At 42.7% G+C, this 14,818-nt stretch carries 6 protein-coding genes; all 6 read left to right on the forward strand.

The window, feature by feature from the left end; genetic code table 11:
* The first annotated feature begins 10 nt into the window (after nt 1-10).
* On the forward strand, nt 11-3,253 hold the full coding sequence (locus tag AC5WJX_RS02665) for a SusC/RagA family TonB-linked outer membrane protein (RefSeq protein ID WP_494483242.1): 3,243 nt from the start codon (nt 11-13) through the stop codon (nt 3,251-3,253).
* An 11-nt stretch (nt 3,254-3,264) separates the two neighbouring features.
* Nucleotides 3,265-4,740, forward strand: coding sequence for a SusD/RagB family nutrient-binding outer membrane lipoprotein (locus tag AC5WJX_RS02670; RefSeq protein ID WP_494483243.1), 1,476 nt, complete (start codon nt 3,265-3,267; stop codon nt 4,738-4,740).
* 225 nt (nt 4,741-4,965) lie between these two features.
* Nucleotides 4,966-8,208 carry a SusC/RagA family TonB-linked outer membrane protein gene (locus AC5WJX_RS02675; protein ID WP_494483244.1) on the forward strand — a complete coding sequence of 1,081 codons (3,243 nt, stop codon included), beginning with the start codon at nt 4,966-4,968 and terminating at the stop codon, nt 8,206-8,208.
* Between the two features lie 23 nt (nt 8,209-8,231).
* Nucleotides 8,232-9,656 carry a SusD/RagB family nutrient-binding outer membrane lipoprotein gene (locus AC5WJX_RS02680; protein WP_494483245.1) on the forward strand — a complete coding sequence of 475 codons (1,425 nt, stop codon included), beginning with the start codon at nt 8,232-8,234 and terminating at the stop codon, nt 9,654-9,656.
* Between the two features lie 445 nt (nt 9,657-10,101).
* Nucleotides 10,102-13,224: a SusC/RagA family TonB-linked outer membrane protein gene (locus AC5WJX_RS02685; protein ID WP_494483246.1), complete on the forward strand. Its 3,123-nt coding sequence runs from the start codon at nt 10,102-10,104 to the stop codon at nt 13,222-13,224.
* A gap of 11 nt (nt 13,225-13,235) precedes the next feature.
* Complete coding sequence (locus AC5WJX_RS02690; protein ID WP_494483247.1) at nt 13,236-14,816, forward strand: SusD/RagB family nutrient-binding outer membrane lipoprotein; 1,581 nt, start codon at nt 13,236-13,238, stop codon at nt 14,814-14,816.
* Nucleotides 14,817-14,818 lie beyond the last annotated feature (2 nt).

Consider the following 14,818-nt stretch of genomic DNA (forward strand, 5'->3'; position numbering starts at 1 on the left):
ATACATCCCTATGAAAAAATTAATACTTAGTTTGTTCCTGATCTTTGCATTTGCGGTCGGTGCTGCCGCGCAAGGAAGAACAATCACTGGAACGGTGACGGATAGCGAGGATGGATCACCGATTCCAGGGGTGAGCATCAGAATCAGAGGCGCACAAGGCGGAACACAAACCGCAGGTGATGGTAAATACTCTATTACAGTTCCTGCTGGAGCCACCGGCCTGGATTTTAGTTCCATCGGATACAATACACAGCCAGTAACCTTAGGTGCCTCCAATGTAGTAAATGTGCAACTTACCAGCAGTGCACAGTCGCTTGGCGAAGTGGTCGTTACTGCGAATGCCATCAGGCGGGAACGAAGATCCCTGGGCTACTCTGCGCCGGTGATCAACACGGAAGAATTGAACCAGGGACAACAGCCCAGTGTTATTAACTCCATCAATGGTCGTGTAGCCGGTGTGAACATCACTACGACTTCGAATACGCCTGGAGCCTCTTCCCGTGTAGTACTAAGGGGTGGATCTTCCATCTCTGGAAACAACCAGGCACTCATTGTAATTGATGGTATCCCAATCGACAACTCCAGTGTGATTGGAGGTCCTTCGAGCTTAGCCAGTGTAGACTTCGGTAACCGCGGTAATGACATCAACCCGGATGATATCGCCTCTGTGACCGTTTTGAAAGGTCCTGCTGCGGCTGCACTTTATGGATCAAGAGCATCAAACGGTGCGTTGATCATCACCACGAAAAGCGGTACCAAAGGTGCCCAAAAGACCGAAATTACTTTCAGTACCTCAAATTCTGCATCCTCGATCTTGAAGATGCCGGATTTCCAGAATCAATACGGACAAGGCTATTACGACGAGATCTTACCTGATGGTAAAACTGCGACCTATATCAATGATCCTAAAGAGAACTGGAGCTGGGGTGCGCCATTTACCGGTGAGATGCAGGAGTGGGGTCAGATGATTGATGGGGTAAGGCAGATGAAACCATATTCAGCCGTAGAAAACAACATCAAGGATTTCTTCAACACAGGTTTCTCTACAGATAATAACTTAAGCTTCTCTGGTGGCAGTGAAAAAACAAGCTTTTATCTGGGCTTGAATGCGGTGAACTCAGATGGCATATTTCCTGGCAACAAAGACGTTTATAACCGCTACAGTGTACGTTTTAATGGTAACACAGAGTTTAACAATAAGTTCTATGCGGGTATTTCCTTCAACTATTTCAAGATCAACAGCAATCAGGTTGGTGGCGGACAAGGTGGTGGCTCGGTATATAACAACGTGTTGCAGACACCAAGGGACATCCCATTGAGTGACATGAAGGATCTGAACAATAAGTATTATGGTTATGGCATTACAACCGCTGATGGCATTAAGCATGATGACCTATATGGGTTCTATGGTGCTTACAACATGAACCCGTACTGGATCCTGGAGAACTACGACAACTTCAATGATGTAAACCGTTTAACCGGTAATTTCAATATCGGCTATAAGCCGAACGGCTGGCTGGACATTAAAGAACGTCTAGGGGTAGACACTTACAGTGACCGGAGGCGATCCATCACCCCTAAGTACAACTTTTTCCCGGCAGATGAAGCGGGGAATTACAATGCCGGTAACTTACAAAACAGTAATGGTGCCTATGAAATTGACCTAATGAATGTTAACGAAGTTATTCATGATTTGATGATCACCGGAAGTCACAAGTTTAGTGATGATCTGGAAGGCTCATTGATGGTGGGTAATAACATTCGTATCCGCAACACCAACCGTAACCTGACTTCCACAAATGCCAGCGGCGGGTTGGTGGTTCCTGGCTACTACAACCTGGCAAATAGTAATGGCCCGGTCAATGTTCAGGTAGATAATCTTACTACCAGACGTTTAATAGGCCTTTATGCAGATTTAAACTTGGCTTACAAAAACATGTTATTTTTTGAGGCCACCGCACGTAATGATTGGTCTTCTACCTTGCCAGATGCCAACAACTCGTTCTTTTATCCAAGTGTAAGCGGATCCTTCCTATTCTCTGAACTTTTAAAAGAAAGTTCAATCGCCAACTTCTTAGATTACGGAAAGATCAGGTCCAGCTATGCGCAGGTAGGTAACGATCCGGAGCCATATCAACTCATGACTACGTTTTCAAGGGCGGAAATCCTTGGTGGCTTCGGCAGCACAACTTTTCCCTTTGGAAACGTGGCCGGATTGATGTCCAGCACCACGATCGGAAATCCAAACCTTAAACCTGAAAAAACAACATCCTTTGAAGTCGGTGCAGAATTGGGGTTCTTAAAGAACCGCTTGTCAGTAGACGTGAGTTATTATGCTAACAATTCCAAGAACCAGATCCTGAGTATCCCGATCCCGAACTCTACCGGATACAGCTTTAGTGTGGTTAATGCCGGTGAGATACAGAATAAAGGTATCGAGCTCAGTTTAAGAGGAACACCGCTGCGCACAAGTACAGGTCTGTCCGTAGAGTTATTTGCTACTTATACCAGAAATAAGAGTAAGGTCGTTGACTTGTTGCCCGGCATTGAACAGGTAACCGTGGGCGGTTACTCGGGTATGTCGATCGTTGCTGCTAAAGGCATGCCCTACGGTATGTTTTACGCGGTAACCAATGCTACCGATGATCAGGGCAGGACGATTGTAGATCCAGAAACCGGTATCCCATTGCCGAGTTCAGCAGCGGAGTATCTGGGCAGTTACAATCCTAAATATCAAGCGTCCTTGGGCGGAAATGTGCGTTACAAAAACTTTTCGATGAACTTCCTTTTTGATACCAAACAAGGTGGTGTATTTTACTCCAGGACACGAGACATCATGGGCTTTACCGGAACTTCCGCAGAAACGGGGGGTGATCGTATCGGTGTAATCTATCCAAACTCGGTTTATCTTGATGAGAATGGCAATAGTGTGGTTAATACCGATATTGGGTATAACAAGCAGGATTATTATTCTGACCTGGTTGCAGGTCAACACATGGTGGATGCCTCGTTTGTGAAACTCCGTTCACTAGGGTTAGCCTATACCTTTAGCAAAGCACAGCTGCAGAAGAGTCCTTTCGGGGAGTTGACTGTTGGCGTGTTCGGCAATAACCTGTTTATCTGGACACCAAAGCAAAACCAATTCGCAGATCCTGAAGTAAACTCGGCAGGTGCGGGAAATGCACAGGGCTTCGATTATACCGCTTTGCCTTCGGTGCGCAATTTTGGACTTAACGTAAGAGTCTCATTTTAATTCAGCTTCCTATGAAAACTAGATATCTATATATACCTAAAGAAATTTTAGCCCTGTTCATTATCGGGCTCCTGACTTTCAGTGGATGTAAAAAATTCCTGGATGTAAACGAGAATCCAAATAATCCGAGTACTGCTACGCCGGTATTGTTGTTGCCAACCGTGCAAGCTGCTGTAGGACAACTGGTCGGTAATAATTACCAGATCAATGGCAACGTTTGGGCGCAATACTGGACCCAAAGTCCTTCTTCCTCTCAGTATCGATCATTAGAGCAGTATAATGTTACCAATACAGCATACGACCGGCCATGGTTGATTACCTACCGTAATGCTTTGCAGAACGCACAGACCATCATTAACAGTAGCACGCCAAATAATGAACGAATCAGAGGCATGGCCTATATACTTAAAGCCTATACGGTTCAACTAACTACCGATGCCTATGGAGACATACCGCTTTCGGAGGCCTTGAACGCAAGCCAGTATGGAAGTCCGAAGTACGATGCACAGGCGGTGGTTTATGATAGTATCTTCCGTTACATTGATCTTGGACTTGCAGACCTGGGTACACCGAATGCAACCGATCCTGGTGAGCAGGACCTGCTTTTTCAGGGAGACGTGGTGCTTTGGACGGCATTTGCGAACACGCTAAAGCTTAGGGCCTACATGAGGTTGTCGCAGGTGGATGCTCCAAAGGCACAGGCCGGTGTTGCGGCATTATTTAACTCCGGGGCGCCGTTTCTGAACCAAGATGCAAGTATCGAATATTCCACCACAGGGGGTAATGAGAACCCGCTCTACAATGAGATGGTTGGTTTAGGCAGAACCCAGAACCTGGTGGCAAGTGGAACTGCGGTTCGGCAGTTTATGCGGAATAATGATCCAAGGTTGCAGCGCTATTATGATGTCTTTCCAGATCCTTCATCAGCGGTGGATACAGTAGCATATATACCGCAAGGCAGTTATCGGGCGAATAGCGGCAAGGATGTTTCCTCGCCTTCAGCCCTGGTGGGTGGAAATGCGGTAGATCCTGCATCGGCAGTAAGTCCGGTTAAATTGATCTCCGCTGCGGAGAGTTACTTCCTGCAGGCAGAAGCCGTTGCCCGGGGTTGGGGCGGATCGGCAGCAAATCTAACGAGCCTGTTTAACACTGGTATTGAGGCCAGTTTTGATGCCGTGGGTATTCCAGATGCTGCTGCAGCTTATATCGCTGCTTCGCCGGATGCAAAGCTTCCTGGAACCCCTGCAGGTAATATCCGGGCGATCATTACACAGAAGTATTATGCGATGTGTGGATTTCAGGGATTTGAAGCTTGGACGGAATGGCGAAGGACCGGATATCCGGAATTTCTGGTTACATCTGCCGCTTCAATCATTGGTGCGGGCAGGATGCCTTTAAGAATGTTGTATCCAAATACGGAGATTACGACAAATTTGAACTATCCTGGAACTATTCCAATATATGAGCCAGTTTGGTGGGATAAATAGCAGATTTAAGGATAAATTTTGGCACAAAACATAATTTTATAACAATATGGTTTTAGTTAGTTAATCTATTGCTAATATCGAGGTGTGTAGCATATTTTCGGTGAGTTTCTCTTTTCGAAAGATGTCCTTGAAACTTGTCATTGTTAAAATATGTTAAAAAACGCTTGTCGCCCGGCGTAAAAACCTATATATTAGGCAATTATTGACTAACTAAAAACCTACTTTATGAAAAAACTACTACAAAGTTTGTTCTTAATGATGTTCCTCGCAGTGTCTGCGATGGCTCAGGAACGGACGATTACTGGTACAGTAACAGGCAAAGAAGACGGACAACCTATACCGGGTGTCTCTGTTCGTCTGCAGGGTACATCAGTTGGAACAAGTACCGGTTCTGACGGTAAATTCTTGATCAAAACCTCAGGAACTGCCAATGTACTTCAATTCTCGTCCATTGGATTTGTTACGCAAACCGTAACCATTGGATCTGGAAATGTGATTAACGTAGCTTTGGATAACGATGCTCAGGCATTATCTGAAGTTGTTGTAACCGCTTTAGGTATTCGTCGTAACAAAAACGAATTGCCTTATGCAGCTCAGGAAGTTAAAGCAGAAGATCTTACCCGTACCAGGGATGCGAACTTCGTGAATGGCTTATCTGGTAAAGTTGCCGGTTTGAACATTACACAATCTAATACGATGGGTGGATCGACCAACGTGGTTATGCGTGGTTACAAATCTTTAACAGGTAATAACCAGGCTTTGTTTGTTATTGATGGTATTCCAATCAGTAATGCGATTACAAACAGCAGCGGACAGCAGCAAGGTACAGGTGGATTTGACTACGGAAGTGCGGCGGCTGACGTTAACCCAGATGATATCGAGTCTGTGAACGTACTTAAAGGTGCTGCTGCGACTGCACTTTATGGTTCAAGAGCTGCAAATGGTGTGATCATGATCACAACCAAAAAAGGTAAAAAGAACTCTTTAGGTATTACCGTAAATACGGGTGTTCAGTTTGGTAACATTGACAAAAAGACTTTTGCGAAGTATCAGAATGAATACGGAGCGGGTTATGTGAATGAATACTCGCTGAATGCTGATGGCGAGCCTGAAGGTTATGCCTCACCAGACAGAAATTTCTGGTACAATGATGTATTTGGCAATGGAAGAAGTTTAGTTACGCCTTTTACTGAAGATGCTTCCTATGGTGCGGCATTTAATCCTAATACTTTAGTTTACCAATGGGATGCTTTTGATCCTGCTTCTCCAACTTACGGACAGGCAACGCCTTGGGTTGCTGCTAAGAACGGGCCTGCAGATTTTTACAAAACTGGTGTAAACTCCTCACACAGTGTGAACGTTGCAGGTGGTAGCGATGCGACAACCTTTAAATTCGGTTACTTAAGAAATGATGAAACTGGTGTTTTGCCAAACAGTAAGATCACTAAAAATATCTTTAATGTTTCAGGTGACCACGACATCACCAAAAACCTGACGGTAAGTGCCTCAGCCAACTATACCGGAATCACCGGCCTTGGCCGATATGGAACTGGTTATAGTGGTGATAACCCGAATCAACAGTTCAGACAATGGTGGCAGACCAACGTTGACATCAAAGAACAAAAAGCTGCCTTTGAAAGAGAAGGTAAAAACCAAACCTGGAACTGGGCAAACATCAACGCTAACCGTCCAATTTATTCTAACAACCCATATTGGACACGTTACAACAACGTAGAGAATGATTCGAGAGATAGATATTTCGGTAATGTTGCTGTAACCTGGAAACCATTGGAATGGTTAGACGTGATGGGCCGAGTTACTTATGATGGTTCAAATGAGATGCAGGAAGAGCGCGTTGCAGTTGGTGGTGCAGATGTATCTGAATATTTTAGATACAACAGATCATTCTCTGAAACCAACTACGATTTGATCGTTAACTTCAACAAGAACATTTCTGAAGATTTAACTTTCCGTGGTTTATTAGGAAGCAACTTAAGAAGACAAGACCTTTCCTCTATCTCGGCTGTAACCAATGGCGGCTTGGTAATTCCAGGACTATATTCCCTGGCAAATTCTGCAAGTCCGATCAATGCGCCAGTTGAGCAGTTCTCCAGAGTAGCTGTAGATGGTTATTTTGCAAGTGCTACTTTTGGTTATAAAGAAACCTTCTTTGTAGACGGTACTATTCGTCGTGACCAATCAACAACTTTGCCGGTTAATAATAATACCTATTGGTATCCATCAGTTGCAGGTAGTTTTGTATTCTCGAACTTGATGAAAGAATCGACCTGGTTAAGCTATGGTAAAGCAAGATTGAACTACGCTGAAGTAGGTAGCGATGCAGCGGCATTAAGTCTTTATGATATCTATAACATCAATCCTTTGTTTAATGGCAATCCATTGACTTCAATGCCGATCAGCAAAAACAATCCGGATTTATTACCTGAGCGTACGAAAAGTATTGAGGCTGGTTTGGAAGCGAACTTCTTCCAGGGTCGCTTTGGATTTGATTTAAGTTACTATCGTTCGAACTCTGTAAACCAGATCATGGCAGTTAACATTTCAACTGCGACCGGATATGGAAACAAATGGGTGAACGCCGGTACAGTAAGAAACCAGGGTTTTGAGGTTTCGGCATTCGTACTACCGGTAAGAACAACAGATTTCTCCTGGACATTAAACCTGAATTTCTCTAGAAACAGAAATAAGGTAATTGACCTTTATGAAGACGCTGATAACTTGCAATTAGGATCATTCCAAGGTGGTGTTACTTTGAATGCAACGAAAGGACAGCCTTTCGGTACGCTAAGAGGTAGAGGCTTTGTTTATAATAATGGCGAGAAGGTTGTGGGTGAAGATGGATACTATGTATTCGGACCTGCGAACCAAGTTATCGGTGACATCAACCCAGACTGGACAGGTGGTATTCAGAATAACTTCAGATACAAAAACTTCGGTTTGAGCTTCTTGGTTGACATCAAAAAAGGTGGAAGTGTATTCTCGCTTGACCAATACTATGGACAGGCTACAGGTTTATATCCTGAAAGTGCAGGCCTGAATGATCTTGGCAATCCAAAACGTGTACCTATTGCAAACGGTGGTGGTGTGATCCTTCCAGGCGTGCAAGCTGACGGAACGCCAAACACCGTGAGGGTTGAAGCGTATGATAACTCGGTAACGCCATACGGTTATTCCAATAATCCACAGGAGGCATTTGTCTACGATGCTGGTTTTATCAAATTACGTGAAGCTTCGTTAACTTATACTGTTCCACAAAAGTTCCTTGGAGATAAGGCTATTAAGGGTATCGATGTTTCACTTGTTGGACGTAACCTTTGGTTAATTCATGGAAATGTTCCTTATTCAGATCCTGAAGCAGGTTTAAGCTCTGGTAACATTTCAGGATATCAAAGTGGTGCATATCCTGCTGTTAGAACAATTGGATTTAACTTCAAATTCAGATTTTAATCCTACTTATCAAATTTACAATTATGAAAAAACTAATAATGTTCCTGTTGCCGGTCCTGCTTTTAGCATCCTGTGCAAAGAATCTGGAAGAATATAATATAGATCAAAAGAACCCGCAGGCGGTTTCGGCAAGTTCCCTGTTTTCAAATGCCCTAAAAGCATTTTCTGATAACCAGGCAACTCCAAGTGTTAACATCAACAACTTCCGTTTTTGGACGCAGCAATGGGCTGCAACCACTTATCAGGATGAGCCTCGATATGACATCACGTCGAGAAACATTCCTTTAAACTACTGGACACCCTTCTATCGTGAAGTACTTCAGGACTTGAATGAAGCAAAAAAGCTAACCGAGGCGGATGCTCTTTTGACACCAGAAGTTAAGGCAAACAGAATTGCACAGATTGAAATCATGTCGGTTTACACCTGGTCAGTTTTGGTAAATACCTGGGGTGACATTCCTTACTCAGAGGCTTTAGATATCAATATCAATAAGCCAAAGTATGATAGTGCTGCTGAAATTTATGCAGACCTGTTTACACGTTTGGATGCAGCGCTTGCGCAGTTAACGCCAGCGAACGCAACCTTTGGTAGTGCGGATTTAATCTACGGTGGTGATGCAACCGCCTGGGTAAAATTTGGTCATAGCTTGAAAATGAAGCTAGCGATCACGGTAGCTGATGCAGACGATGCAACTGCCCGTGTAGCAATTCAGGCTTCTTTCGATAAAGGGTTTACCAGCAATGCAGATAATGCCATTTTTGAATATCAGGGCTCAACACCTAATAACAACCCAATTTCAAATAACACCAACCCTATCTTAACCAGCAGACAGGATTATGTTGCAGGCAAGACGATCATCGACAAGATGAATGCTAAAAATGATCCAAGAAGGCCGTTCTATTTTACAACCGTGGGCGGCGCTTATCTTGGTGGTGCGCAAGGTGTAAATAACAGCTTTGCAGATCTATCTAAACCAGCAGACCGGATTACCGAAACAGATTTTCCTGCTGTTCTCTTGGATTACGCAGAGGTTGAGTTCATCCTTGCTGAGGCGGCTGAAAGATGGGGTATTGCGGGCTCAGCTGCAACGCACTATAACAATGCAATCACTGCTTCAATCACCTCATGGGGTGGTACAGCTGCGAGCGCGGCTACTTATCTGGAAAGACCGGATGTTGCCTATGCGACAGCTGCAGGAGGTTTCAAACAAAAGATTGGCGAGCAAAAGTACATCGCACTTTATAACAGAGGCTATGATGCGTGGACGGAGTGGAGACGCCTGGATTACCCAACCTTGCAACCAGCTAATGAAGCAAGAAGTGGTATTCCTTTGCGTATTACTTATGTGACCAGTGAATATACTTTGAACAGAGCTAATGTTGACGCTGCGGCAGCTGCCCTTGGTGGTGACGACGTGGAAAAGAAATTGTTCTGGGATAAATTCTAAACATTGAATCTGGCAGATGTAATCTGCTTTGAAACGCAGTAGCTAAAAAGCTACTGCGTTTTTTTTGTTAAGGTGCAATCTTTAATGATTGATTTTTCGTATATAATAAAAGAACTTAGAAGGAATTGAAGTTTGTATTGTTAAAAAGAAGATAAACAGGCGCCAGGGGAGATCAATTTTGATCAAGAAAGATCTATTTAGACAGGTGTTGAATTATATTGTTTTTTAATCGGTGCCCATTACCAGAATAAGATTCTGCAAATCCTCGAAGCGACCTAAGGAATTGAAACTCTGAAGAAAACCTGTTTTAAAGCGGTTCTAACAACGCAAAATGTTAATTGTTTCGAAAATGTTAAAAAAACCTAAATTTTTTGTTTGCATTTATCCACCTTTTGGTATCTTCAGAAAATATTAACTCATTAACTAACCCAAATTTTATTAATTTATGAAAAAACTTATACTAAGTTTGTTCATTTTCTTGTGTGTTGCAGCCTCTGCAATTGCTCAAGAAAGAACCATCACCGGTACAGTTACCGGTCAAGATGACGGTTTGCCTTTACCGGGGGTTTCTATCCGGCTAAAAGCAACGTCGAACGTTGGTACGCAGACAAATGCTGACGGTAAATACTCCCTCAGAGTTCCTGCAGGTACCCAAACATTAGTGTTCTCCTTTGTTGGTTATGAAACTAGAGAAGTTTCAAGTGCCTCAGGAACCCTGAATGTTGTGTTATCATCTAATGCAACCGGTTTAGATGAAGTTGTTATCTCTGCTGGTGGTATTGCGATTCAGCGACGTCAGCAAGGTAACCAGGCTACATCAATTAAAGCGGAAGAATTGACTCAAGGTAAAGCATTCAACGTAGCGAGTGCTTTAACAGGTAAGGTTCCAGGCTTACAGATAAATGGTGTAAGTTCTGGTGTTAACCCGAACGTTCGTTTGGTATTAAGAGGAAACCGGTCGTTATTAGGAAACAACCAGGCATTGGTTGTTTTAGATAACGTTATTGTACCGACTTCAATCCTGGGAAACTTAAACCCTGAGGATATCGAAAACATTGAAGTACTAAACGGTGGTGGTGCGGCTGCGCTATACGGCTCTGATGCTTCTAACGGTGCGATCATTGTAACTACCAAAAAAGGTAAACGTGGAACAACTAGTGTTACTTTTTCAAACACTTTCAACATTGAACAGGTAAGCTTTTTGCCTAAACTTCAGAAGCGATTCGGTTCTGGAACAGGTAACGATGACGTACCGTCATATACGCAATATGAAAACCAGCAATATGGTCCAGAGTTCGATGGCAGCCTACGACCAATTGGCAAGCCTTTAGAAGATGGATCTATTCAGACTGTTCCTTATTCTTACAGGGACGATAAAGATAAATTTTGGGATCTTGGCTTCACTAACCAATCAGATTTCAGTATTTCTTCAGGCGATGAGAAAAGCACGACTTACCTATCAGGTCAGTATTTAACTCAAGAGGCTACAATTCCTGGTGATAAATACAACAGATTTGGCTTCAGGTATAATGGCGAAAGAAGTTTACTAGAAAACTTAACCTTCAATATTACTGCAAACTACGTTCAAAACAGATATGACCAATCTAACGCTATCTCGTCGGTTTTTGATAATGTTTTGCAGACTCCAGGACAAATTCCTTTGCTAGACTATGCAGATTGGGAAACTGATCCCTTTGCCAATCCAAATGGTTATTATAACGAGTATTATCAAAATCCATATTTTGCTTTAGCGAATAGTCGTAGATCAACCCGTAATGACTATTTGACAGGCTCGGCTCAGTTGAAATGGTTTCCAATCAAAGAACTATCTTTATTATTCCGGGTAGGTATTTCAACCAGGAATAACTCAACAAAAGCCTTCCAAAACAAATTCTCATATTCTGAATATCGTTTAGGCATCACACCTAACTTCAACAATATTCTTGGAAATGTGGCGGATGGTATGGAATATAACACTCAGTTGAATCCTGAATTTCAGACCCAGTATATTAAACAGGTTTCTAAGGACTTCAACCTTAACGTAATTTTAGGTGCAAGTTTAAGGGACAATAAGTACAAAGGTTTGAATGCTAGTATTTCTGGCTTAGTACAGCCTGACTTATTCAATTTAAGTAATAACCTTAACGTTCCAAGTGCTACTGAAAATAATTTCCACGCAACTCAGATCGGTGTTTATGCTGATGCAAGGGTAGGTTTCAGAAATTACCTGTATTTCCATGCTACTGCAAGAAATGACTGGAGATCAATCTTGGCGCCTGAAAACCGCTCGTTCTTCTATCCTGCCGCCGACATTGCTTTCATCGCGTCAGATGCGATTCCATTTTTAAAAGAGTCAAACATTGTGGAGAGTTTAAAGCTTCGTGCGGGTATCTCTAAAGTTGGACAGGTTAACCTAGGTACAAGCTCAAACTTTGGTGCATACAGCTTACTTCCAACTTTTGGACAAGCCTTTGGCTATCCGTTTAATGGAAATCCTGGATATACTTTAGGAAACAGAATTGTTTCGCCAAACATTAAACCGGAGATGACAAAATTAATGGAGGGCGGTTTTGATTTAGATATGTTTAAATCACGTTTAACATTATCTGCGACTTACTACAAATCAAGTACTACTGACCAAACGGTACCAGTAAACATCTCACCGACGACTGGTTTTACATCTTACCTAACCAACACTGGAGAAGTAACCAACGAAGGTATCGAGACTCGTATTGGATTTGTTCCAGTTAGAACTGGGAATCTTGAGGTTAGTTTTGGTGCAAACTACACTTACAACAACAACACGGTTGAATCAATCAGCCAGGATTTAAAACAACTAAACTTATTTTCTTATCAACAAGCAGGTATTTTTGCAGAAGAGGGTAAATCATTTCCATTATTAAAAGCCAGAGATTATATCAGAGATGATCAAGGTAGAGTTATCGTAGACCGGATTACAGGTATGCCAACTGCGGGAACTGAACTTATTGAAATAGGCAATACAGAACCAAAACATAAATTTGGGGTGGATGCTGCTGTAACTTTCAAAGGTTTACGTCTTGCAGCCTTATTTGAATACCGCGGCGGCTACATGATGTACAACAATGCCGGAAGTTTTGCTTTCTCTGGTGCGGGTGCTGCTACAGCCTCTTTCAACCGTGAGCGTTTTGTGGTTCCAAATTCCTCTTATTTAGATCCTGCTACGAATACTTACGTGGAGAACACTAACATTACAACCAGAAGCGGTGGTACTGCTTTCTGGACAGAAGGACCTACTTATACTGATGCAGGAACAAACTTTGTTTACTCTGCTGCTTTCTGGAAACTTAGAGAATTATCTTTGGGTTATGATATTCCAAAATCTGTATTAGGAAACGGTAAATATGTGAAAGGTGTTCGCGTTAGTCTTCAAGGAAGAAACTTGTTCCTATGGACACCTAAGAGCAACATCTATACCGACCCTGAGTATAGCGAAGGTGGATCAGATAACAACGCTGTAGGTTTGTCTAGCTTAAACCAGACTCCTCCATCTAGACTGTATGGAGCGACGATTTCTGTTACCTTATAATTAAAAAGAACATGAAAAAAATATTAACATATATAATGATTGGTTCGCTTGCAATTGGAGCTACCGCCTGTAAGAAGACCTTAGATATTAATGACAATCCAAATAGCCCCACTTCTTCTACTCCGGAACTGGTGCTTCCTCAATCATTAGTCGGAACAGGAGCTATGGTGAGCACATACAACAATGGACTAACCTATCCTGGTGGCTTTTTTGCAAACGTGTATGGATTCGGTGCTTACGGCGCAACAGTTACCATAAATTACTCATCAGCAAATTTTACAGCGCTTTGGACATCTGCTTACGACGTGGCTGAAGATTACCAGTATGTAATTGATAATACTACAGGAGATGCCAGCCTGGTAAATTCCAATTCGATAGCGCGGATTATGAAGTCTTTTGTGTTTTCAAAGCTGGTTGATCAATATAATGATGTACCTTACTTTGAAGCATTAAAAGGTGCTGAATTCCTTACGCCGAAGTATGATAAAGCGGCCGATATTTACAAGGACTTGGTTGCACAGCTAAATCTTTCAATTGAGCAAATTGAAGCGGCTGAAACTGCTGAAGGTGTTGCATCGATTTCAGGTGAAGCAGATCCAATGTTTGGAGGTGATATGGAAGAGTGGAAACGCTTTGCAAATACATTAAAATTACGTCTTCTGATTAAAATGGCACCCGTTCCTGAATTGAGCGGATTTGCTACGACCGAATTTGCAGCCTTCGACAACGCGCTCGGCATTATTCATGATGATGCGTTGGTAAATCCAGGTTATACGAAACAAGGTGGACGTTTGAACCCTACGTACAACCTACTGGCTGCTGATGAAAATAACAACCGCAGAGTGACTTCGGCATTACCTACTGATTGGATTTATTCTTTCTATGATGGCACAAAGCTTATTGACTCGGCACGAGGATCTGTGGTATTCAGAGATTATCCGAATACTGCAACAAACCAATTAGGTCAGGAGAATCTTAAAAGTGATGTTATTCCACCCGCTGGCTCAACTGCCTGGTACACTGGCAAAGATTTCAATACCCCAGGTTTAGGAGCAGTTAAGGGACCGGCTCAAGGCCAGGTAATCATGCTCCTAGCAGAGGCGGAGTTTTTGCTTGCTGAAGCATTTACTAGAGGATATTTAGCTGGTGATGCAAAAGCGGCATTTGAAGCAGGTATCAGAAGTTCCATTTCTTATTTATTTGAAGATCAAACTGGTGCGGTAGTAGGGGATGTTGACCAAGCATTTACAACTTACCTGAATGATAATGATAATAGTTTCTTGGTGAATTTTGATCTTGCTACCACTCCAGAGCAACGGATCGAAGCCATCATTACGCAGAAATATATTGCTATGAACGTGATTAACTGTGATGAGGCATTTGCAGAATTCAGACGTACCAACTACCCACGAATTGTGAATGGTTCAACTAATCCAACACTTACATTCGCGTCACTTCTGTCTACCTCTACAAGTCCAGATAAGTTAATCACAAGACTTCCTTATCCGCAAGTGGAGTACACTTTGAATCAAGGCAATGTTCCACAGAACGTTAACATCTTTTCTGCAAAAATTTTCTGGGAAATAAACTAATA

The organism is Pedobacter sp. NEAU-ZC8 (assembly GCF_059278965.1).

Bases quoted from the DNA above. Each gene is read 5' to 3' on its own strand.
- AC5WJX_RS02665 (WP_494483242.1), top strand. From the start codon at position 11: ATGAAAAAATTAATACTTAGTTTGTTCCTGATCTTTGCATTTGCGGTC.
- AC5WJX_RS02670 (WP_494483243.1), top strand. From the start codon at position 3,265: ATGAAAACTAGATATCTATATATACCTAAAGAAATTTTAGCCCTGTTC.
- AC5WJX_RS02675 (WP_494483244.1), top strand. From the start codon at position 4,966: ATGAAAAAACTACTACAAAGTTTGTTCTTAATGATGTTCCTCGCAGTG.
- AC5WJX_RS02680 (WP_494483245.1), top strand. From the start codon at position 8,232: ATGAAAAAACTAATAATGTTCCTGTTGCCGGTCCTGCTTTTAGCATCC.
- AC5WJX_RS02685 (WP_494483246.1), top strand. From the start codon at position 10,102: ATGAAAAAACTTATACTAAGTTTGTTCATTTTCTTGTGTGTTGCAGCC.
- AC5WJX_RS02690 (WP_494483247.1), top strand. From the start codon at position 13,236: ATGAAAAAAATATTAACATATATAATGATTGGTTCGCTTGCAATTGGA.